The organism is Xanthomonas sp. NCPPB 4037, from assembly GCF_041475695.2.
In the GTDB taxonomy this organism is placed as follows: domain Bacteria; phylum Pseudomonadota; class Gammaproteobacteria; order Xanthomonadales; family Xanthomonadaceae; genus Xanthomonas; species Xanthomonas campestris.
Genome location: NZ_CM191261.1, coordinates 1,950,743 through 1,970,336 on the forward strand (window position 1 = coordinate 1,950,743; position 19,594 = coordinate 1,970,336).

Annotated in this window: 22 protein-coding genes and 2 other RNA genes; 9 read left to right on the forward strand and 15 right to left on the reverse strand. The window is 64.7% G+C overall.

The genetic code is table 11. The features are described from left to right. Positions 1–21: 21 nt before the first annotated feature. Together ACCQ01_RS08755 and ACCQ01_RS08760 are read right to left on the reverse strand one after the other, a co-directional pair. Entirely contained in the window at positions 22–387 is a 366-nt protein-coding gene (locus ACCQ01_RS08755; RefSeq protein ID WP_311195713.1) for a hypothetical protein, read from the reverse strand. Between the two features lie 208 nt (positions 388–595). Next, entirely contained in the window at positions 596–1,393 is a 798-nt protein-coding gene (locus ACCQ01_RS08760) for an NYN domain-containing protein (protein ID WP_228432544.1), read from the reverse strand. Between the two features lie 326 nt (positions 1,394–1,719). Between ACCQ01_RS08760 and ACCQ01_RS08765 the strand changes: the two genes are divergently transcribed. After that, on the forward strand, positions 1,720–2,082 hold the full coding sequence (locus ACCQ01_RS08765) for a hypothetical protein (RefSeq protein ID WP_228432542.1): 363 nt from the start codon (positions 1,720–1,722) through the stop codon (positions 2,080–2,082). Positions 2,083–2,461: 379 nt separating this feature from the next. Here ACCQ01_RS08765 and ACCQ01_RS08770 read toward each other — a convergent pair whose 3' ends face one another. From ACCQ01_RS08770 to ACCQ01_RS08800, 7 genes are all read right to left on the reverse strand, one after another. Beyond that, a complete protein-coding gene (locus ACCQ01_RS08770; RefSeq protein WP_228432540.1) occupies positions 2,462–3,646 on the reverse strand; it encodes an FAD-dependent monooxygenase in 1,185 nt (394 codons plus the stop codon). A 34-nt stretch (positions 3,647–3,680) separates the two neighbouring features. Beyond that, positions 3,681–4,139, reverse strand: a complete 459-nt coding sequence (locus ACCQ01_RS08775; protein WP_042598853.1) for a MarR family winged helix-turn-helix transcriptional regulator — start codon at positions 4,137–4,139, stop codon at positions 3,681–3,683. Between the two features lie 220 nt (positions 4,140–4,359). After that, positions 4,360–4,433, reverse strand: a non-coding RNA gene (locus ACCQ01_RS08780) — sX9 sRNA. Between the two features lie 74 nt (positions 4,434–4,507). Next, positions 4,508–5,185 carry a glycosyltransferase family 2 protein gene (locus ACCQ01_RS08785; RefSeq protein ID WP_228432538.1) on the reverse strand — a complete coding sequence of 226 codons (678 nt, stop codon included), beginning with the start codon at positions 5,183–5,185 and terminating at the stop codon, positions 4,508–4,510. Then, a complete protein-coding gene (locus ACCQ01_RS08790; protein WP_228432537.1) occupies positions 5,182–5,778 on the reverse strand; it encodes a methyltransferase domain-containing protein in 597 nt (198 codons plus the stop codon). The genes ACCQ01_RS08785 and ACCQ01_RS08790 overlap by 4 nt, the downstream gene beginning before the upstream one ends. Beyond that, the gene (locus ACCQ01_RS08795; RefSeq protein WP_228432535.1) at positions 5,775–6,536 is read right to left on the reverse strand and encodes a PIG-L deacetylase family protein; all 762 of its coding nucleotides are present in this window, start codon (positions 6,534–6,536) and stop codon (positions 5,775–5,777) included. The genes ACCQ01_RS08790 and ACCQ01_RS08795 overlap by 4 nt, the downstream gene beginning before the upstream one ends. Then, a complete protein-coding gene (locus tag ACCQ01_RS08800; protein ID WP_228432533.1) occupies positions 6,524–7,519 on the reverse strand; it encodes an acyl-CoA dehydrogenase family protein in 996 nt (331 codons plus the stop codon). The genes ACCQ01_RS08795 and ACCQ01_RS08800 overlap by 13 nt, the downstream gene beginning before the upstream one ends. 287 nt (positions 7,520–7,806) lie before the next feature. Here ACCQ01_RS08800 and ACCQ01_RS08805 point away from each other — a divergent pair, with 287 nt between their 5' ends. Both ACCQ01_RS08805 and ACCQ01_RS08810 read left to right on the forward strand, forming a co-directional pair. Then, positions 7,807–8,418: a DUF488 domain-containing protein gene (locus tag ACCQ01_RS08805; protein ID WP_372358896.1), complete on the forward strand. Its 612-nt coding sequence runs from the start codon at positions 7,807–7,809 to the stop codon at positions 8,416–8,418. Between the two features lie 175 nt (positions 8,419–8,593). Further along, the gene (locus tag ACCQ01_RS08810; RefSeq protein WP_070694577.1) at positions 8,594–8,824 is read left to right on the forward strand and encodes a DUF1653 domain-containing protein; all 231 of its coding nucleotides are present in this window, start codon (positions 8,594–8,596) and stop codon (positions 8,822–8,824) included. A 35-nt stretch (positions 8,825–8,859) separates the two neighbouring features. Here ACCQ01_RS08810 and ACCQ01_RS08815 read toward each other — a convergent pair whose 3' ends face one another. Beyond that, the gene (locus ACCQ01_RS08815) at positions 8,860–9,078 is read right to left on the reverse strand and encodes a hypothetical protein (RefSeq protein WP_228432532.1); all 219 of its coding nucleotides are present in this window, start codon (positions 9,076–9,078) and stop codon (positions 8,860–8,862) included. A 61-nt stretch (positions 9,079–9,139) separates the two neighbouring features. Between ACCQ01_RS08815 and ACCQ01_RS08820 the strand changes: the two genes are divergently transcribed. Together ACCQ01_RS08820 and ACCQ01_RS08825 are read left to right on the forward strand one after the other, a co-directional pair. Next, on the forward strand, positions 9,140–9,364 hold the full coding sequence (locus ACCQ01_RS08820; RefSeq protein WP_228432530.1) for a hypothetical protein: 225 nt from the start codon (positions 9,140–9,142) through the stop codon (positions 9,362–9,364). 230 nt (positions 9,365–9,594) lie between these two features. Further along, a non-coding RNA gene (locus tag ACCQ01_RS08825) (sX9 sRNA) lies at positions 9,595–9,669 on the forward strand. A 160-nt stretch (positions 9,670–9,829) separates the two neighbouring features. On the opposite strand, the gene ACCQ01_RS08830 is transcribed toward ACCQ01_RS08825, so the two are convergent. Next, the gene (locus tag ACCQ01_RS08830) at positions 9,830–10,567 is read right to left on the reverse strand and encodes a DNA/RNA non-specific endonuclease (protein WP_042598859.1); all 738 of its coding nucleotides are present in this window, start codon (positions 10,565–10,567) and stop codon (positions 9,830–9,832) included. Positions 10,568–10,848: 281 nt separating this feature from the next. Next, the gene (locus ACCQ01_RS08835; RefSeq protein WP_228432528.1) at positions 10,849–11,154 is read right to left on the reverse strand and encodes a hypothetical protein; all 306 of its coding nucleotides are present in this window, start codon (positions 11,152–11,154) and stop codon (positions 10,849–10,851) included. 127 nt (positions 11,155–11,281) lie between these two features. Here ACCQ01_RS08835 and ACCQ01_RS08840 point away from each other — a divergent pair, with 127 nt between their 5' ends. Together ACCQ01_RS08840 and ACCQ01_RS08845 are read left to right on the forward strand one after the other, a co-directional pair. Next, positions 11,282–11,410 (forward strand): hypothetical protein, encoded by a 129-nt coding sequence (locus ACCQ01_RS08840; protein ID WP_014507435.1) that lies wholly within the window; start codon positions 11,282–11,284, stop codon positions 11,408–11,410. Next, entirely contained in the window at positions 11,407–14,274 is a 2,868-nt protein-coding gene (locus ACCQ01_RS08845; RefSeq protein WP_228432526.1) for a hybrid sensor histidine kinase/response regulator, read from the forward strand. Before ACCQ01_RS08840 ends, ACCQ01_RS08845 begins: the two co-directional genes overlap by 4 nt. Before the next feature lie 22 nt (positions 14,275–14,296). Here ACCQ01_RS08845 and ACCQ01_RS08850 read toward each other — a convergent pair whose 3' ends face one another. Then, complete coding sequence (locus ACCQ01_RS08850; RefSeq protein WP_267132053.1) at positions 14,297–14,689, reverse strand: response regulator; 393 nt, start codon at positions 14,687–14,689, stop codon at positions 14,297–14,299. 175 nt (positions 14,690–14,864) lie between these two features. On the opposite strand from ACCQ01_RS08850, the gene ACCQ01_RS08855 reads away from it, so the two are divergent. Further along, complete coding sequence (locus ACCQ01_RS08855; RefSeq protein ID WP_228432522.1) at positions 14,865–16,361, forward strand: ATPase domain-containing protein; 1,497 nt, start codon at positions 14,865–14,867, stop codon at positions 16,359–16,361. 82 nt (positions 16,362–16,443) lie between these two features. Further along, the gene (locus ACCQ01_RS08860; protein WP_372357279.1) at positions 16,444–18,420 is read left to right on the forward strand and encodes an ATP-binding protein; all 1,977 of its coding nucleotides are present in this window, start codon (positions 16,444–16,446) and stop codon (positions 18,418–18,420) included. 36 nt (positions 18,421–18,456) lie between these two features. Here the strand turns inward: ACCQ01_RS08860 and ACCQ01_RS08865 are convergent, their stop codons facing one another. Together ACCQ01_RS08865 and ACCQ01_RS08870 are read right to left on the reverse strand one after the other, a co-directional pair. After that, positions 18,457–19,182 (reverse strand): tetratricopeptide repeat protein, encoded by a 726-nt coding sequence (locus ACCQ01_RS08865; RefSeq protein WP_228432520.1) that lies wholly within the window; start codon positions 19,180–19,182, stop codon positions 18,457–18,459. Then, the gene (locus ACCQ01_RS08870) at positions 19,182–19,583 is read right to left on the reverse strand and encodes a cytochrome c-type biogenesis protein (protein ID WP_225443923.1); all 402 of its coding nucleotides are present in this window, start codon (positions 19,581–19,583) and stop codon (positions 19,182–19,184) included. The genes ACCQ01_RS08865 and ACCQ01_RS08870 overlap by 1 nt, the downstream gene beginning before the upstream one ends. Positions 19,584–19,594 lie beyond the last annotated feature (11 nt).

The following is a 19,594-nucleotide window of genomic DNA, read 5'->3' on the forward strand; positions in this document are numbered from 1 at the left end:
TGCGGGGCTTTCTTCTTGGCCTTAATGCCGGGGCCGGGGGCGAGGCCGGAGGTCTATGTGTTCAATCCCAGTGGGCTCCTTGGGGCGGGGGACGTTGTCCTTGTTCTTCTTCTTGCGCGCCTCTCGCCATTCCTCGATTGAAGCGGGCATGGTCGGCACGACGCTGCGATCGACAGCCGCTCGTTTGACGAGGATGGGCTGGGAAGGGGCTATGGCTGACGCGTGGGTTTGACTGGCTGGGCCTGGCGCGCCGAGCCTCAACAGCTCTGCCGCAAGGTCGAGTGAGTATTGGATGTCCTCGACCTCATGAGGTGGAAGGCGTGTGGTGCGCTGCTGAAGAAGGTGGCCGAGCAAGCGACTGGCGACCTGGATCTGAGTTTGGTGCATGGGTGCTCCTGTGTTGGGTGAGCCCTCATCCAACCAAGAAACGGTGCTTACGCAAGAGCTCGCTTGTGGCTGCATTTCACAAATTTGAATACGCGAAGAAATTCGATGGCAGTTATGCCATTTGACGAATAGGAAAGATTTCAACTGGGTCGGCGTCCCCGATTTGTCGTTTGTAGAAGCACATGGTCCGCTGAGGCAACGGGAGCAATCACGCCGTATCGGCGGGTTCTGGCTTGTGCGCGATGCTGACCGACCAGCCGCCGGCCTCCTCCCGTTGCGTGGTCAGCAGGTCGTAGGTTTTGACCATATTGAGCAACCCCGAATGGCCATAGAGGTTGGGTGAGAAGGACGGGTCAGTGCGTTTGAGGTATTGGCCCAGTGCTCCCAATCCAACCTTGCCTTCAGAGGTGTCTCCCGTCAGCAGGGTGACGGCTTCAACCAAGAACCGAGGGCGGCGCTTGGGTAGCGGCTTGGCTTCAGCGCGGGGCGCTTCTTCTTTCGCCGCCTCCGATTTCAGGACAGGAAGTTCATTGCCCTGGACTTCGGGTGCTGCCGCTTCCTTGGCCTTCCGGTCCCATTCGAAGAACTGGTCGCAGGCGTTGCGCAAAGCATCCGGGGTCTTGGGCTCGCCCACAATGAAGACCGTCGCTCCACGCTCCCGGAGCTTGCGGCAAAGGTAAGAAAAGTCCGAGTCGCTCGTCACTAGGCAAAAGGTGTCGGCTCGGTGATCGAACAACGCCTCCAAGGCGTCGAGCGCCAAAGCGATGTCGGCCGTGTTCTTGCCGGAGGCGTATTGGTATTGAAGGCACGGGGTGAACGCCTGGCGGACCAGGACTTCCTGCCACTTGCTGGCGAGGGTGTTGTGGTTGCCATACCCACGGCGCAGCACGACCCGGCCGAACTGGGCCACCATGAGCAACGCGTGCTCCACGATGTCGGTCGGCACGTTGTCGCAATCGACCAACACGGCGACACGTGCTTCAAGCGGGCTGTTTGAGTTGCTCATGTCTGTGAGGTCCGAGTTTATGCAGACAGACAATGGCGTCAGCAACTTGCCGATGGCAAGCGGGCGCTAGCAATCGAGCCAAGCCCGGCGTTATGATCGAGGAAACATCGAAAGGAAACCTGCCAAGCAGGCTTTCTGCAACGGATTGAATGGGTTAAGTCGGAGGTGATCCGATCCCACTCTCTCCGCCATATCGTCTGGTGCGTTCGACCTCGACCGCCGCTAAGCCTCGAATAGTTAACTCCGAAGGCTCTCCTCCTGCTTCTCGACATCGCATTCGCGGAAGGCACGGTTCACTACCGCGTCTCTCGATATTTCTGCCACACATGCGTAGCGCGACTCCCAAGCAAGCAGCTGACGGGCCTCTCCGCACCCCGGATGGCCGGTATCTCGTAGTCCGCGGGCGCTTGTGGCGCGCGACCAATCCTGATCTACCGGCAGAAGCACGCGATGCGCTGGTGCATGCCTTGATGGACGCGCGACGTGCGGTCAAAGCGGCGCTACGTACGCGCGACGCGATGCAACTCAAAGCAGCGCGCGGTGAGGTGGATGCTGCAAAAACAGGACTCGGTGAGCGTGGGGCGGTCTGGTGGAACGACGGTGCACCCGATTTCAATCGTCACCTGATCAAGAACACGCCTTACGCCGATTGGTTCGCCAGGCAGGAAGCAAGTCAGGAAACGGATTAAGCCTGCTAGCTACCGTGGTACACAGGCGCACTTCCCGCCAAGCTGCCGAGATCAAGAACAAGAAAGGGAATTGATAATTGCTTGGCGTAACCACGCTAAGCGCGAAAGAAAATTACGTTCCGCGAGCCGGCGCTGATATGGCGGAGAGAGTGGGATTCGAAGCCTGAAGAGTTCGGCGGGAGTGGGGGCTAAACCCGCATCGAAACTTGCATTGCCTGTTCAGTCATCGAGCCGCGTAGCATCGGCGCCTACAGCATGACTGCGGTAAGCATGCTGTGCATGCAGGCTGCGCCATAGCATCCAGCTACGTGGTTGCGTGCAGATCCGCTCACTGTTGCATTGCGCAACAACTCACGCGGCGCATCTCATTGCCGCAGCCTCAGTCGTAACGAGACAAATCCGGCGCCTTGATGTCCGGGGTCATGAAAGTGTTGGCGAGGCCTTGCACGCTGGGTTGGCTGGCGAGCTTGAGCACGCCGTGCAGCAGGCGGATGCCGAGCCGGCTGTGCGGGTTCATCAGGCGTGGGCCGATCTTGGGGACGCCCTGGCCTTGTTCGACCATGGGCCGCATGGCTGCGTCGTAGGCTTGTGCCGCGTGCTCCAGGTCCTGGTTGCGCACGATCTCGCAGGCCAGCACATAGGCGCCGGTGACCGCGAGGGTGGCACCAATGCCGGCCAAGGGTGTTGCGCACCAGGCTGCATCGCCGGTGAGCAACACGCGGCCGGTGTGCCAGCGCGGCATGCGCACCTGGCGCAGTGCGTCGAAGTAGAAGTCGTCGGTGGTGCGCATGCCTTCGAGCACGCGCGGGGTCTGCCAGCCGGCATCGGCGAAGCGTTCTTGCAAGTAGCGCTGCTGCGCGGCCACGTCCCAGTCCTGCGCGCCATCTGGTGGCTGCTGGATCGAGAGCATTGCGCGGGTGGTGCCGTGCCGGTCTGGCCGTAACGAGACGCTGCGGCCGCCGGGGGCGTGATACCAGCGCCACATGCGGTCATCGTCGGCTGCGCGCGGGATGGTGAAGTGGGCAATGGTCAGGTCCATCCAGCGTGGTGCGTTTTCGCCGGGGAAGACCAGCTCGCGTGTGGCCGAACCCACGCCTTCGGCGACGATGACAGCATCGAAGCGTTCGCTGCGCCCGCTGTTGAAAGTGACAATGGCGCTTGCAGCATCGTCTTCGATGGCGGTGATGTAGTCGCCAAAGCGGTAGGTGACATGGTCACGTGCAGCGTCGTACAGCAGCCGCGCAAGGTCGCCGCGCAGGATTTCCATTTCGGCCGTGGGGCCGTCGCCATCCAGTGCGTCGGTCTTGAATTCGGCGGCGGGCGCGCCGTCGGCGTCCACCCAGGCGGTGCCTTCCTCGCCCGTGCCCTGTGCAAGTGCGGCCTGTTCCAGGCCCAGCCGGCTCAGGACGTCACGCCCAACGCCGCGGATGTCGATGTTCTGGCCGCCGTCCCTAAAGCCGGCGGCGCGCTCCACCACGGTGACGTCGACTCCGTGGCGGGCGAGGGTGAGGGCTGTAGTATTGCCGGCAATGCTCGCGCCGGTGATGAGGATGCGACGCGTCATGGGTGTGCCTGGGCTGGAAATATCAGGAGTGATATTACATGGTCTGCGCAGACCGCTCCAGGTTGACGATCAGGCGCTGCAGCAAGGCGACCGTTTGCGCGGCTTCCTGCTGGGTGAAGCCCTGCAGCGCCTCGGCATTCAGATCCAGCAGCACCTGGCCGCCGATCGCCGCCATCTTGCGGCCACTGGCGGTGAGCGACACCAGCGCGGCGCGGCGGTCCTGCGGGGTGGCGGTGCGCTTGATGAGCTTCTGTGCTTCGAGTTTGCCCAGCAAGGCGACCATCGCCGGCTGCTTGACCGCCGAGTCGTTGACCAGGTCGCGCTGCAGCATGGGGCCCTTCCACGACAGCAGCAGGATCGGGCCGATCAGCGCCAACGAGACGCCGTGCTGCCTGAGCGCGCTGTCGACCAGCCGGTTGAACACGCGCGCGGCGTGGTTGGCGAGGTATCCCGGTGCGACTGCGGCGCCGGGGTGGATGTTCTGATCCTGCATGGGCAAACCATGGTGATGCCGTGAGGCCGTGCGGCGATTTTATCGGCGTTGGCGCCATGCAGGTGGGGACGCGTGCGGATCGCCGACAAGTTGCCGAACGAAGCCAAAGGCTGCTTGCGGCGCATTGGCACCCCAGAGCGATTCGCAGTAGCTGCGTGTGTCGCTTGGTCAGTCCGGTTTTGAACTCGCTGGCGGATAGGCTGGCCGCCAGCCTTAGAGCGGCTAACAAGACGTAGCGAGCAGTCGTCAGCTGGGTGCGGACGGCGCGGAGGAACCGGGGTGTACGGGGTACATGCCGATTCCGAGCACCGGCCGCGCCCGCTTGGCAGCTGCGCAGTCGTTTTGATCGCTGCTCTTAGTAGAGAGGGTCAGCCCAGGCTTGGGCTGGCTGCCAGCAGGGTTGCCTCCAGGCGCAGCAGATAATCGGCGAAGCCGCCACTGGCACGTGCACTGCGGCGCGCACTGGTGTTCACCACCGGGCTGGCCAGGCGCGCGATGCGCATGCTGGCCTGTTCCAGGGCGACGACCAGCGCGACATCTTCGCTGCTACTCGCGTTGGAAAAGCCGCCGGCGGCCAGATAGGCGGAGGCCCGCATGCCCATGTTCGCGCCATGCACATGCGGATGGCCGTCGTGCCGGATTTCGCTGGCCAGAAACGCGGCGCGGGTCTGGCTCAGGTGATCGCGCCAGTCGGTCACTTCCACGACGCCGCAGAAGGCATCTGCCGCGCAGGCGAGTTGTGCCGCAAGCCAATCGGGCGGCACTCGGGTGTCGGCATCTGTGCACGCCAGCCAATGCGCACCGCGCGCAATCGCCGCGCGTGCGGCGGCCGCGCGTGCAACACCCACGCCGCCGCACACCTCCTGGGTGATCGCGCCGTGCGCGCGGGCGATGACGCCGGTTTGATCGGTGCAGCGGTCCAGTGCGACGTGAATCTCGACCGCTTCGCCCTGTAGTGCCGGGTGCTGCGCGGCCACGCGGATGGACTGCAGGCACGGCCCGATCAGTGCCTGCTCGTTATGCGCGGGGATGGTGACCGCGATCATCGTAACTGCTCGCGTTGTGCGATCGAGGGGCCGGCCATCCATGCCTGCAGCAGGAAATCTGCATCCTCGTAGCGGCACAGGGTATCGCACGCCAGCACCTGATCGAGCGCTTGATGCACCTGCTCCGCACTGCGCACCGCGCCTTCGAACGGATGCCGCCAGTGGCAGGCCACCAGGCAACCTTGCGGCGCCAGCGATGTGGCGAACAAGGCGACGGTGCGCTCGAATGCATTTGCGTCGAGGTAATAACCGACTTCGCTGAAGACGATCAGGTCGAATTGACCGGTTGGCCAGTCGGCCGGATGGTTGGCTTGTTGCAGCGTGATGCCTGGGTGCTGCTGCACGCGCTCGCTGGCCAGCTTGACGGCGTGGTGAGAAAGATCGGTTGCCAGCAAGCGGGTGCAGCGCGTGCCCAGCTCTGCGGTGAGCTCGCCATTTGAGCAGCCGAACTCCCAGCCGCGGTCGACCAAGGAAAAGGGCAGGGCGGCCAGCAGCACGGCGCGCTTGCGTTGCTCGTACCAGCGCGAGCGGTAGCCGAACGGGTCAGCGTCCGCGTAGAGCTGCTCGAAGTCGTCGCTGTTCAACACGCTCATGCGAAGAACACTTCGAACGTGCGATCGAAACGCGCCAGCACATGCGGCGGAAGAATCGGCTCGTTGACCGACGGAGTGCAGGTGCCAAGCTGGGTGGAAAAACACGTGATCGCGCGCTGTTTGGCGGCGTGCACGGCGGGCGTGAGCTCGAAACGCAGTGCGCGGTCGTCCTCGAAAATGCCGTCGCCCGGTTGCGACCAGTGCCATGCCCACACCGGATAGGTGAGCAGGCGCACACCGTGGCGTGCGCAGGCGGCGCGGGTGGCACGCGCAGCGGCTTCGTGGTCGGGGTGCCCGTCGCGGTGCCAGGTGACCAACACAAGATCCTGTGGCTGGAGATGGCTGGCAATCGCGTGCGTCATGGCGTCTTCGTGCTCGTGCAAAGCGCCGTCGCCAAGATCGCAATGGGTCACCGCGTGATTGGTCAGCCCAAGGGCCGCCAGTGCCGCACCGAGTTCCTGCCTGCGCGCAGGCGCCAACAGGTGCGGCGCCCAGGCGGGCACGTGCGGGTAGGCCATCTCGCCATCGGTCAGCGCAATCACACAGACCGGAATGCCGTGTGCTTGCGCGGCGGCCATCAAACCCCCACAGCCAAGCACTTCATCGTCCGGATGTGGTGCAACCACCACCAGCCGCCGCGCATCCTGCAGCAGCGCGCCCAGTGACGCTTGCGGCATGTGCTGGAGCACGGCTGCAGCGCGCCACACCGATTCCGGCGTTCCGGTGCCTTCGATCGGCTGCCCTGCTAGAGCGTCCATGCGGCCGCCTCCTGGTGGCAGCGCTCGCCCAGTGATTGCAGGTCGCGCTCTGCATGGTGTTGGCGAATGAAGACCAGCAGATCTGCACACCGCTGCGCATGCGCGCCCTGCATGCATAGCGGGCCCGGGCCGAGCGCGCGGGCGACGCGATCCACGGTGTCGCGGGCGATGGCCTCGACACTGCTGCGCAGTTGCATCACCTCGCGCTGATGCGCCAGGTGTGGCTGCGCATCAATGCGTGCTGCCACCTCACGCATCAGCGCACGTGTGCTGGCCAGGCCCGCATCGATGGCGCCGAGGTGCGCAGCGGCGTGTGGGTCACGACGCACGCGCGGTGATTGCCGCAATACGTCTGCCACCGCCGCGGTTGCGCCGAACCAGCACGCGGCAATGCCGGCACCGCCGTGCCAGAATCCCGGGCGCGCCAGATAGCCGCCATCTGCGGCGACCAGCTGTGCCGGCGTGGCACAGAAGGTGACGTTGGCCGTTTCGATCGCGTGCATGCCGAGCGCCTGCCACGCGCTGGCATCGATCCGAACGCCGGGTTGATCGAGCGCGACGGCACACAGGCCAGGGGCACCCTGGTGCGGCGCGGTGACCAGTGCATGCGTGGCATGCGCTGCGCCCGAGCACCAGGCCTTGGTGCCGTGCAATGCGTTGCCGGTGAAGTGCATGTCCGTGCCGGGCGGCTCGGCCGCCCACACGGCCCAGCACTGCTCTGGCTGCATGAGATCACTGCCCAGGTCCGCGCAGATGGCCTGCGCGTCGTAGTGCGCCTCCAACAATTTGGCAACGCACAAGTCCGCCGCCGCAATGTCGGCGAGGATGCGCCAGCGTGCGAGGGTGTTGCCACGCCCAGGTAGGGGCAGCGTGGGATGCATGGCCAACCACGTATTCACTGCGGCCAGGTCGAGGCCGCTCTGCGCAGATGCTGGAGAAGGTGATGACGAAATGAGTGTCATCGGACTGATGCGTGCGTTCATCACGAAAAGCTAAGCAGCGCTCGGTGCAAGAGGTGTGAGGCGGTCATCGCGGTGCGGTGATGACGCCGGTTGAGTTGGCTTGCGTGTGCTGTGAGCAGACAGTCACGAGGATTCGTTGGCGTGCAAGCAACAGAAAGGCGGGAGTCTCGGAGCGGCGGCATTTGCAGCGACGTTGCGAAATTGCAGCCAGCAAACACATGCACTGGCGCAACAGCCAGTTCACCTCGCGTGCGTGGCAGATCTTTTACGGTCGCACTGAACTTTCGCGATCAACGAATGCCATGGCGATGAACACTGAAACGCCGCAGATCCACGAGGTACATGTGTTGGCCAAAGCGGATACCGGTGCTCCCAGCACCGTCTGGACGATTGGCCATTCCACACGCAGTTGGGAAGCGTTTGTCGCACTGCTGCGCGTGCACCACATTGAGGCGGTGGTGGATGTGCGGCGCTTTCCTGGCTCCAGGCGGTATCCGTGGTTTGCAAGTGACGTAATGGCATCGGCGTTGGCCGAGATCGGCTTGGCCTACGTCTGGTTGCCGCAGCTCGGTGGACGACGGCGCGCGCAGCCGGGATCGCCGAATGGGGCCTGGCGTAATGCCGCGTTTCAGGGCTATGCCGACCACATGAACAGTGCGGAATTCCAGCAGGCATTCACGCAGGTGACCACGCTTGCGGCGAGCACGCGTAGCGCGCTGATGTGTGCAGAGGCGCTGTGGTGGCAGTGCCACCGCCGGTTGATTTCCGATCTGCTGGTGCACCGCGGCCATGCAGTGTTGCACGTGATGAGCGAGAAGCCCCCGCAGCCGCACCAACTGACGCCCGGCGCGCAGGCGGCAGGCACGGATTTGATTTATCCACCGCAGCAGGGCGCTTTATTTGCGGAGCACGATGCGTAGCCTGCACGCATCGCGCACAGCGCCTAAGCAAGCTGCAGTGTTTTGACGCAAGTCTGCCAGCACGCGTCATGTCGTCTGCTGATCGCGAGCGCGAGCCCTGCAGTCCGCTGCCTCTGCGCAACGCGGTCGGCAAAGCTACGCTACCCTTGCGCACTTCCACTCATGATGCATGCCCATGCCCTCCTTGCCTCCACTCCCTTCCATCGAGCCCGGCCGTTATCGGCATTTCAAAGGGGGACACTACGAGGTGCTGGGCGTGGTTCGTCACAGCGAGACATTGGCGCCGCTGGTGCTGTACCGCCCGCTCGAGACGGACGTAGGGATGTGGGTGCGGCCATTCGAGATGTTTGTGGCGCAGGTCGAGGTAGAGGGCATGATGCGGCCGCGGTTCGAACGGATCGGCTGACCGCAGGCTCCGCGTTGCGTCTTGCCGCCCTGCGCTTACGCGTCGCGCTGGCGGTCGAGCGCCTGCCGCGACAGCAGGCCAAGTCTGGAGGCAAAGGCCATCACTAGTTCCACTGCTTCGGCGCCATCGTCGGGATAGCGGCGGAGCAGGTCGCGCTCGAACGCTTCGATCGCCTCCCACGGGTCCGCCCTGGTCGCCACGCGCCGGCAGAGCTGCTCGAACAGACTGGTGGGCGGGTGAGGTGTGGGTGCCATGGCCGAAGTGTCGCCAGTGCGTGTCTCATGTCGTGAGACGGCGTGGCCGATACTGGGTTGGATGGATCGAACCGCGCTGCGCACCCATTTGGATCATCTCGATGCCGCGGTGCCGGCGTTGCTGAAGTCGTGCCCGGACCGCTGCCATTTCTGGCAAGCCTTTGCCGGGATGGCCGAGGTCATCGAGGCACGCGCGTTGTCGGTCGAAGATGCAGGCTTTGTCGGTCGGCGCATCGACGAGATTCTGGCCTGGCATGGCCTGGAAGAGCGCGGCCCTGATGGGTAGATACTGCGCGGCGATCAAGTTCCACACGTAACCCGACAGTCCACCGCGCTCAAGGCCAGCCACCGCCACGCGGTGGCTCGGCATCGGGACGCACTGCAGTTGCGGCGCGCGTATGCATCGGCGTGGGCGTCGGGCACGAACCTGATCACAAACGCGCCACCGATGTTTAGAGCAGCTATCAAAACTACTGCGCAGCCGCCAGGCGGGCGCGGCCGGTGCTCCGAATCCTCATGTACCCCCGTACACTCCGGTTCCTCCGCGCCGTCCGCACCCAACTGACGGCTGCTCGCTACGTTTTGTTAGCCGCTCTTAGCAGTGCGGGCGAACGGCAAGAGACAATCTCGCCGGCCATGCAATGCGCGGAGCGCAAGCAGGTAGCAGCTTTAGCATGTAGCGCGAATATGCGCCGCGCACAAAAGCAAAAAGCCCTGCGGACAGGGCTTCTTGCGCATTACGTCAGATCGGTTAACCCAGGTCGCAATTGCTCGGCTGTGGCCAGGTGGTTGCAGGCAGCATTGCCTTCACCGCCGCCGGTGCGGAGATGCCGATCTCGCTGGCACCGTAGAGGTCTTCCAGCTCGTCGATGCTGACGATGTAGCTGTCGAGCGAGCCAAGCGTGGCGCTGTTGGGAATCAGCCAGCTGATCGCGCGCGTGCCGCCGCCCGGGTTGGCGGTGATGATGGTCTTCCAGAAGAAATCCGGTGTGCGGATGCCGTGGCTGGTCAGAAAATAATCGTTGCTGGTGTCGCTATAGATCACACCGCCATAGACCTGCACGCTGGCGATATCGCGATAGCACTCGGCGACATTTTCTGCACGCACCCAGATGCCCTGGTTGAAGCCAGCCACCTGCGGCACGATGTTGGACATGAAGTTCGCGCGGCGAATATAGGTGGCGTTGTAGTCCATGTGGTTGGAGGTGACCAGATGGCCACGGTCGTAGCCGGAGCGCACGCTCGCATACGAATTGGTGGTGGTCTGGCCGGCGCAACCGCTGGGCAGGTCGGTGTCGAGAAAGAAGCTGGACGGACGCGCGGCCGAGCCGGTGTCGGCGGTGAGCGTGTATTCGTAACGCAAGGCCGTGCGGTTGGTGCAGTCGTAGCGCAGCAGAAAGCCGCCCTTGTTGAGCGTGACCACCTGGGCCTGGGCACCGGCACTGAAGGTGGTGAGGAGGAAAACGGCGAGAAAGATTCCCAAACGCATAGCGGCACATCTCCGTGGGTGGTGTGTGTGTTGGGCGCACGCCGCTGGCGCCAGGCACCGGAAACGTCCGCCACCTGTCGAGCGAGATGCGTGATTGCGTTGATGTCGCGGGCAGCCGAAGGCCGCCTGTGTAGGCCTGTCAGTGAATGGTGGTTGCCGCGCCCCTATCGCCACGCAGTGGCACGCGGTGAGTTAGATATCCGTCAAGCGAGCGCGAGCGTCAACGCTGGATTTCGCGAGCTGTGACTCAGCGCAAAAACTTCAACTGTGTAAGAGCGCGATCACCTGCGTGCAAACAAACTGTCGTGCACGTGCTGCATTGTTGTGCATGCGCGCGCACTGATGCATGCCATCGCTTTGTTGCACGCCAATGGTGCATCAACATCAAGATGCGTTCTGGATGCACAGCAAGCCCGAATCGCCAGATCACGACCGATTGGCAAATACGCAAGCACCAGCATGCGTGGTCTTGCACTTACAGCAGCATCTAGCGGCGCGGCATGATTGAGCGCGCTTGCGTGGCTGATGCCTGCCACACCATCAGCAAAGAACGCGACACCTTCATCAGCGACCTGCGACAACAGCAACCTGCACTCCAGGCGTGCGTGCTGGACGTGGCTGCGCCGCACTCCCATCATTGGCGGTAGCGGCTGCTAGCCCTCGTCACGTGCAGCCGAGATGTCGCATTCCCTTTGCTTTCTGGTGTTCAGACACATGTATGCACGCGTGACCACGGATGCCACGGCGTTGTTCGCCAGCGTCAACGCCGTAGAGGTGTTTATCGGCGAAGTGTCGCTGCCGTGCGCGATGATGGCCCCGCAGGTGCGGCGGGAACGCGCGTGACGGCGGCATTTCCGCACGGTGCCAGCATCATGGCGCAAGCGGTGCGCGAGCACGATTGGGCGCTGACGCCGCTTGGGCCGCCAACACAATGGCCGGCACCGCTGCGCAGCGCGGTCAACCTCATCCTCAGCTCGCCCGAAAGCATGTATCTGGTGTGGGGCGAGGCGCTGACATTCTTCTACAACGACGCCTACACCCCGATCCTGGGCCCGCGCCAACGGCGTGCGTTGGGCGCGCCGTTGCGCGCGTTGTGGGCCGATGCGTGGGACGCCTTGCGTGGGCCGATCGAGGCCGCGTTTGCCGGCCACGCGTCGCGCTTCGAGGAAATGCCCATCGGCATGAATCGGCACGGCAGCCCGGAGCAGACCTGGTGGACGTTTTCGTTTTCGCCGATCTATCTGGACGATGGCCGCGTCGGCGGTGCGTTCTGCGTCACCAACGAGGTCACCGATCGCAAGCTGGCGCAGCAGCACCTGGCCGACGAACACGAACGCCTGATCCGGTTGTTCGAGCAGGCGCCGATGTTCATGGCGTTCCTCACCGGGCCGCAGCATCGGGTGGAGTTCGTCAATGATGGCTATTCGAAGCTGATCGGGCACCGCGATGTGATCGGCAAGCCGCTGGCCGAGGCATTGCCGGACGCGGCCGAGCAGGGCTACCTGCAGCCGCTGGACGAGGTGTACCGCTCCGGCCGTGGGTACACGGCCAATGCGCTTGCCTACACCATGCAGGCCGAGCCGGACGGTGCGGTGGAGCAGCGCCTGCTGGATCTGGTGTATCAGCCGATCACCGGCAGCGATGGTGCGATCTCCGGCGTGTTCATCCAGGGCCTGGATATCACCGACCGCCTCAGCCTGGAACGCGCCGTGCGCGAAGCGGAGGTGCGCAACCGGCAGATCCTGGACAGCGTGATGGATTACGCCATCATCGCCACCGATCTGCAGGGCCGGGTGACGTCCTGGAATGAGGGCGCGCGGCGCATCCTGGGCTGGGCCGAGGCCGACATGCTGGGCCAGACGCTGGAGCGCACCTTCACCCCCGAGGACATCGCACGCAAGCAACTGCTGATCGAAATGGCGAGCGCGTTGGAAACAGGCAGCGGCACGGATGAGCGCTGGCATGTGCGCAGCTCCGGCGAGCGCTTCTGGGCCAACGGCTCGATGATGGTGTTGCGCGAGGAAACCGGCGCGGCCATCGGGTTCGTCAAGGTGTTGCGCGACCGCACCGCCGAGCGCCTGGCCGGCGAAGCGTTGCTCAAGAGCGAGCGCCGCCTGGATGCGCTGGTGCGTGCGTCGTCGCATGCGATCTTTTCGGCCAGTGCCGATTGGAGTGCCTTGCGCCACCGCGTGGGCAATGGCGTGCTCAGTGACGACCTGCCGGCCAATCCGCGCTGGCAGCAGGAGCTGGTGCATCCGGACGATCGCGCGCAGCTGGCACAAGCCATTGCCACCGCGATCGCAAACACGGCCAGCCTGGATGTGGAGTACCGCGTCAATCTTCCCGGCCAGCAGACCGGCTGGACGCAGATGCGTGCGGTGCCGCTGCTGGATGCGCACGCGCGCATCATCGAGTGGTTCGGCACCGCCACCGACATCACCGACAAGCGGCAGGCCGAGGCGCAGTTGCGCCAGCTCACCGATACCCTGGAAGAGCGCGTGCGCGAGCGCACCGCCGAGTTGTTGTTGGCCGAAGAAAAATTGCGCCAGAGCCAGAAGATGGAAGCGGTGGGGCAGCTCACCGGCGGGCTGGCGCATGACTTCAATAATCTGTTGACTGCCATCAGCGTGGGGCTGGAGCTGCTGCAAACGCGCATCGCGCAAGGCCGTTACGACCGGCTGGAGCGCTACGTGGAGATGGCGCAATCCAGCGCGGCGCGTGCGGCGGCGCTGACCCAGCGCCTGCTGGCGTTTTCGCGGCGGCAAACGCTGGCGCCCACCGCGCTGGAAGTGGAAACGCTGGTGCGCGGCATGCGCGAGATCATTGCGCGCACGCTGGGACCATCGATCGCGCTGCAACTGCGTGCCGATGCGCAAGCGTGGCAGGTGCTGGTCGATGCGCCGCAGCTGGAAAACGCCTTGCTCAACCTGTGCATCAATGCACGCGACGCCATGCCCGATGGCGGTGCCCTGACCATCGCCATTACCAATGCCGAGCTGCGTGGCAGCGCCGCGCAGCAGTTGGAGCTGCCGGAAGGGCAATACGTGTGCCTGAGCGTGCAGGACACCGGCACCGGCATGAGCGAAGAGGTGATGGAGAAGGTGTTCGAGCCGTTCTTCACCACCAAGCCGATCGGGCAGGGCACCGGCCTCGGTCTGTCGATGATCTACGGGTTTACCCGGCAGTCCGGCGGGCAGGTGCGTATGCATTCCGAAGCCGAGGTCGGCACCACCATGTCGCTGTACCTGCCACGTTTTCTCGGCGAACCGTTGCCCGCCGACCAGGCCGCCATCGAGGCGCCCACGTCACCAACGGTCGGCGACAGCAAGACCGTGTTGTTGGTGGAAGATGAAGCGCCGATCCGCATCCTGATCTGCGAAGTGCTGACCGATGCCGGCTACCGGGTCATCGACGTCGCGGACGGCAGTACCGCGGTGGAGCGCCTGCAATCGGCGGCGGTGATCGACCTGCTGGTGACCGACGTCGGCCTCACTGGCGCGCTCAATGGGCGGCAGGTGGCCGATGCCGGCCGTCTGCAGCGGCCAGCGCTGCCGGTGTTGTTCGTGACCGGCTACGCAGCGAGCGCGGCCGTAGGCGCCGGGCAACTGGAAACAGGCATGGAAGTGCTGACCAAGCCATTCCTGGCAGCCGACCTGGAGCGCAGGGTTGGCCAACTGCTCGCTCGTCCCGTCAGCGGTGCAGGCTGACTGCTGCTGACAGCGCGGTGAGTTACAGCGAAGTGCGAACGGTGTCCAGCAGATCGCGCAGGGTGAACGGCTTGGTGAGTAGACGCATGCCGCTGGCCAGAAAGTCCTTGCGCGCCGATGCTGCACCTGCGAACCCGGTCATGAACACGATGGGCAAGCTCGGGTACAACACACGTGCGCTGTCGGCCAGGTCGCGCCCGTTCATGCCAGGCAGGCAGATATCGGACAGCAGCAGATCGAAGACCGGCAGGTTCTGTAGCTGCTGCAATGCAACTTCGGCATCCTCTGCGGCGACCACCGTGTAGCCTTCGTCACTCAGGATGTCGGTGGTCATCAGGCGGATAGCGTCGTTGTCTTCCACCAGCAGGATGCGTGCGTGTGCAGTTGCGTAATTCACCAAGAGCCTCAAAACCATCTGTCGCGGTGCAGCGATCTGCGTGCAACGCTAGGGCAGGGGCCGTGAGGGTTGCGTTGGGGCAGGTGTGACGGTGTCCAGCGGCAGCCCTGGCAGCAAGCTGAGCACTTCAGCCGGCTTCGGTGAAGGAGTGAATGCGCGTGTTAACCTGAATGGCCTAGGGACACTTCATCTAATGACCTCAACGCGTATCGCCACGGGAACAAGCGGACTCGACACCATCCTGCGTGGTGGGCTGCCGTCCAACCGGCTGTACCTGCTCGAAGGCCAGCCAGGCTCGGGCAAGACCACGCTGGCGCTGCAGTTCCTGCTGGAAGGCGCGGCCAAGGGCGAGAGTTGCCTGTACATCACCTTGTCCGAAACGCTGGATGAGCTGCAAGAGGTTGCGCAATCGCACGGCTGGTCGCTGGATGCGCTGCATATTTTCGAGTTGGCGTCGGCCGAAGCGTTTCTGGGCGACGGGCGGCAGCAATCCATCCTGCACCCGTGGGAACTGGAACTGGATGGCACCGTCAAGCTCATCCAGGCCGAGGTGGACCGGGTCAAGCCTCAGCGCGTGGTGTTCGACTCGTTGTCAGAGTTGCGCCTGCTGGCGCAGGACTCGCTGCGCTACCGCCGCCAGGTGCTGGCGCTCAAGCAGTTCTTTGCACCGCGCAACATCACCGTGCTGCTGGTGGACGATCTGACCGGCACCAGCGAGGGCCGCGATTCGCATCTGCATAGCCTGTGTCATGGCGTGGTGTCGCTGGAGCGGTTGACCCTGGATTTCGGCGCCGCACGTCGGCGCATGCAGGTGCAGAAACTGCGCGGCGTGGATTTCATTGCCGGCTATCACGATCTGTCGATCCTGCGTGGCGGCATGCGGATCTATCCGCGCCTGATCGCCTCCGACCACCATGTCACCTTCATCGGCGAGGCAGTCTCCAGCGGGGTGCAGGAAGTCGACGATCTGCTGCACGGCGGGCCGTTGCGTGGCACCAGTACCTTGCTCACCGGCCCGGCCGGCAGTGGCAAGACCAATGTCGCCCTGCAATACGTCGCTGCGGCGTGTGCGCGTGGCGAGCACTGCTGCATCTTCGAATTCGACGAGCGCACCGGCACCTTGCTGGCCCGTGCCGAATCGCTGGGGCTGGATCTGCGTCGGCATCTGGAGTCGGGGTTGCTCGAGCTGCGCCAGATGGATCCGGCCGAGCTGTCGCCGGGCGAGTTCGCCTGGCAGGTGCGCGCCAGCGTGGAGCAGCGCAACTGCCGCCTGCTGGTGATCGACAGCCTCAACGGCTATCTGTCGTCGATGCCGCAGGAAAAGCAGCTGATGCTGCAGATGCACGAGCTGCTGTCGTATCTGAACCAGAGCGGCGTGACCACGTTCCTGATCAATCCGCAGCATGGTCTGGTGGGCACGATGTCCACCGGCAACCTCAACATCTCCTACATGGCCGACACCGTCATCCTGTTCCGCTTCTTCGAAGCACAGGGCCGCATCCGCAAGGCGCTGTCGGTGATCAAGAACCGCAGCGGTGCGCACGAAGATGCCATCCGCGAGCTGCGCATCGGCAATTCGGGCATTCGCCTGAGCGCGCCGCTCAACGACTTCCACGGCGTGCTGACCGGGACGCCGCATTTCATCGGTGACGAGGCGCCGCTGCTGGGCAACGATCTTGCGCGGCGTTGAGGCCCCCGGCGGCACGGTCCACATCGTGGCGCCGTTCGGCCGCGATGCGGAGAGCATTGCGGTCATCCTGGATCGTCAGGACCTGTCGGTGTGCATCCATGATTCGCTCGCGCAGATGGCGCGGCAGCTGGACGACTCCGCCGGCGTGGTGGTGCTGACCGAAGAAGCGGTGGCCGGTGATGTGGAGGCCTTGACCGCCGCGCTGCAGGCGCAGCCGCCATGGTCGGACATTCCGTTCGTGCTGCTGCGCTCCTCGCGCGGTGCCTATTACAACCGCCATACCACGCTGCCGGCGGCGGCGATCAATGTCATCGAGCTGGAACGCCCGTTGGGTGCGGTGTCGTTGCAGAGCGCCATTTCCACGGCGCTGCGCTCGCGTCAGAAGCAATTCGTCATCCGCGACCAGATGGCGCAGCTGGCCGAAAGCCAGGCGGCGCTGGCGCTGAGCGAAGCCGAGCTGCGCCGCGTCACCGATGCGTTGCCGGTGCTGATCGCCTTCATCGACAAACACCTGATCTACCGCTTCGCCAACCAGGCCTATGAAGTGTGGATCGGGCAGTCGCCCGCCGCTGTGGTGGGGCGGTCGCTGGACGAGGTGATGGGGCCGGCGCTGGTGCGCCAGCGGCGCGGCTGGATCGATGCCGCCCTTGCCGGGAAGGCGCTCACCGTGGAGGTGAGCTGGCCGCATGCAGACGGCCGCCGCCGCGATGCGGAGATCCGCTACCTGCCACGCTTCGATGCGCATGGCGAGGTGGACGGCTTTCATGTGTTCGCCACCGACGTGACCGCGCGCACCGTGGCGATGGAGTCGATCCAGCAGCAGGCCACGCTGCTCGAAGCCAAGGTGGCCGAACGCACTGCCGAGCTGGAGCAGCAGATGCAGGCGCGCGAAAGCAGCGAAGCGGCATTGCGCCAGGCACAGAAGATGGAAGCGGTGGGCCAGCTCACCGGCGGCATCGCGCACGATTTCAACAACATGCTCACCGGCATTCTCTCGGCACTGGATCTGGCGCGGCTGCGCATCGACCAGGGCCGCAGCGAAGGGCTGGGCCGGTTCCTGGATGTGGCCTCGGCCTCGGCGCTGCGCGCTGCAGCGTTGACCCAGCGGCTGCTGGCGTTTTCGCGCCGGCAATCGCTGGAGGCCCGGCATCTGCACGTCAATGATCTGGTGGTGTCGCTGCAGGAATTGCTGGCGCGCACGCTGGGCGAATCGGTGCAGCTGGTGACCGACCTGCAGGCGGACATGCCGGCGGCGTACGTGGATGAAAACCAGCTGGAAAGCGCCTTGCTCAACCTGGCGATCAACGCGCGCGACGCCATGCCCGATGGCGGCCAGCTGCGCATCGCCACCCGGCATTTGACCGTCACCGACGCACCATTGTTGCTCGGCCGCGGCATTACGCTGGCGGTCGGCGGCTATGCGGTGGTCTCGGTCACCGACAGCGGCACCGGCATGACCCCGGACGTGCTGGAGCGGGTGTTCGAACCGTTCTACACCACCAAGCCGATCGGCCAGGGCACCGGCCTGGGCATGTCGATGATCTACGGCTTCATGCAGCAGTCCAACGGCCAGGTGTGGGTGGAATCGGAACCGGGCGCGGGGACCACCGTGAGCCTGTATCTGCCCTCCGGCGTCAACGTGCACGATGCGCGCCCGGCCGTGCTGCCCAGCAGCGTGGTCGCCGGGCAGGGCCAGCAGGTGCTGGTGGTCGAAGACGATGCACAGGTGCGGCTGCTGGTCACCGAATTACTGCAGGAGCTCGGCTACCAGGCCGAAGTGGTGGCCGATGCCGATGCGGCATTGCCGATCCTGGCCTCACCGCAGCGCATCGATCTGCTGGTCACCGATGTCGGCTTACCGGGCCTCAACGGCCGCCAGCTGGCCGAGATCGCACGCCAGTCGCGTCGCGATCTGCCGGTGATCTTCATGACCGGCTATGCGGAAACCGCGCGCGATCGCGGCGAATTCCTGGGCGAGGGCATGAGCATGATCGCCAAGCCATTTACGCTGGGCGAGTTCAGCGGCAAGTTGCACGAAGTGCTGGGGCCTTCCGCGTAACGCTGCGTGTGCGCTGCAGCCACGCGCTGCAGGCGATCAACGCGTGGCTGCCTTCGATTGCCGCGCGCTGGCTAGCGATTGCGCCACTGCGATCTTGTCGGCAACGGCCTGTTGCATCGGCGAGCCGGTGTCCAGCAACCCATGCAGATGCTGCCAGTGGTCGGTGGCCGCGGCGTAGTCGTGTTGCTGGAAATCGCTGATGCCCAGCAGCCACAGGCCGCGCTGGTTGTCCGGCTCGGCGGCAACGACTTGCTGCAGACGTGTCCGCGAGGACGCATCGATGGCGAAGTCTGCGCGCGTGGCCATGTCCGAGGCCACCCAGCCCACGATGGCCGCGCTGTTGTCCGGCGCCAGCTGCAGTGCCTGCGCATACGCATCGCGTGCCTCGGCAGGGCGGTCTTCCTGCTCGTGCGCCTTGGCCTGCTGCATCCAGCTGGTGAGCGCCTGTAGCGCGGCGGCCTGTTGCGCGTCCGGAGTTGGTGTTGCCTCCACCGCAGCAGCCATGCCTGATGCAGACGCTGCACTACCAGGCTGCGCGAGGGCGCTTGCAGCCGCACGCTGTGGCTGCACGCTGGCGATTGCATCGGGCGTGCCGACCAGGCGATACAGCCCCGCCGTGCCCAGTGGCAGGCCCAGCATCAGCAGCAACGGCAGCGCATGCCGCGCGCTGCCGTTGCGCTGCGCATGCTGGCGCACCGGCATTACCAGCAGCGCCGTGGCGCCCACCACCATCGCGGCGCTTGCGAGATAAAAGCCCATCATCACCAGTCTTCCTCGGTCTGTGGCGCCACCGGTGTGCCGGCACGCGCCCGTTTGCGCACGGTGTGCAGGACCACGGCCGCGCCTGCGCCCAACATCAGCAACGGCCCGAACCACAGCAGCCAGGTGCCGCGCTTGACCGGTGGGTCGTACAACACGAAATCCGAATAGCGCTCCACCATGTACTGCTTGATCTGCGCATCGCTACGGCCGGCCTGAAGTTGCGCGAACACCTGGTGGCGCAGGTCGCGGGCCAGGTCTGCATTGGAGTCGGCCAGGTTCTCGTTCTGGCAGACCAGGCAGCGCAGCTGCGCAGTCAATCGCTGGAAGCGTGTTTCTTCGTTGCGGTCCTTGAACGGCAACGGGTCCACCGCCTGGGCGGCCAACGGCGGGGCCAGCAGCATGCCCAGCAGCA

Bases quoted from the DNA above. Each gene is read 5' to 3' on its own strand.
- ACCQ01_RS08785 (WP_228432538.1), bottom strand. From the start codon at position 5,185: ATGATCGCGGTCACCATCCCCGCGCATAACGAGCAGGCACTGATCGGG.
- ACCQ01_RS08830 (WP_042598859.1), bottom strand. From the start codon at position 10,567: ATGCGTTTGGGAATCTTTCTCGCCGTTTTCCTCCTCACCACCTTCAGT.
- ACCQ01_RS08775 (WP_042598853.1), bottom strand. From the start codon at position 4,139: ATGCAGGATCAGAACATCCACCCCGGCGCCGCAGTCGCACCGGGATAC.
- ACCQ01_RS08790 (WP_228432537.1), bottom strand. From the start codon at position 5,778: ATGAGCGTGTTGAACAGCGACGACTTCGAGCAGCTCTACGCGGACGCT.
- ACCQ01_RS08870 (WP_225443923.1), bottom strand. From the start codon at position 19,583: ATGCTGCTGGCCCCGCCGTTGGCCGCCCAGGCGGTGGACCCGTTGCCG.
- ACCQ01_RS08840 (WP_014507435.1), top strand. From the start codon at position 11,282: ATGTATGCACGCGTGACCACGGATGCCACGGCGTTGTTCGCCAGCGTC.
- ACCQ01_RS08770 (WP_228432540.1), bottom strand. From the start codon at position 3,646: ATGACGCGTCGCATCCTCATCACCGGCGCGAGCATTGCCGGCAATACT.
- ACCQ01_RS08765 (WP_228432542.1), top strand. From the start codon at position 1,720: ATGCGTAGCGCGACTCCCAAGCAAGCAGCTGACGGGCCTCTCCGCACC.
- ACCQ01_RS08755 (WP_311195713.1), bottom strand. From the start codon at position 387: ATGCACCAAACTCAGATCCAGGTCGCCAGTCGCTTGCTCGGCCACCTT.
- ACCQ01_RS08760 (WP_228432544.1), bottom strand. From the start codon at position 1,393: ATGAGCAACTCAAACAGCCCGCTTGAAGCACGTGTCGCCGTGTTGGTC.
- ACCQ01_RS08850 (WP_267132053.1), bottom strand. From the start codon at position 14,689: ATGGTTTTGAGGCTCTTGGTGAATTACGCAACTGCACACGCACGCATC.
- ACCQ01_RS08815 (WP_228432532.1), bottom strand. From the start codon at position 9,078: ATGGCACCCACACCTCACCCGCCCACCAGTCTGTTCGAGCAGCTCTGC.
- ACCQ01_RS08820 (WP_228432530.1), top strand. From the start codon at position 9,140: ATGGATCGAACCGCGCTGCGCACCCATTTGGATCATCTCGATGCCGCG.
- ACCQ01_RS08805 (WP_372358896.1), top strand. From the start codon at position 7,807: ATGAACACTGAAACGCCGCAGATCCACGAGGTACATGTGTTGGCCAAA.
- ACCQ01_RS08800 (WP_228432533.1), bottom strand. From the start codon at position 7,519: ATGAACGCACGCATCAGTCCGATGACACTCATTTCGTCATCACCTTCT.
- ACCQ01_RS08855 (WP_228432522.1), top strand. From the start codon at position 14,865: ATGACCTCAACGCGTATCGCCACGGGAACAAGCGGACTCGACACCATC.
- ACCQ01_RS08865 (WP_228432520.1), bottom strand. From the start codon at position 19,182: ATGATGGGCTTTTATCTCGCAAGCGCCGCGATGGTGGTGGGCGCCACG.
- ACCQ01_RS08795 (WP_228432535.1), bottom strand. From the start codon at position 6,536: ATGGACGCTCTAGCAGGGCAGCCGATCGAAGGCACCGGAACGCCGGAA.
- ACCQ01_RS08810 (WP_070694577.1), top strand. From the start codon at position 8,594: ATGCCCTCCTTGCCTCCACTCCCTTCCATCGAGCCCGGCCGTTATCGG.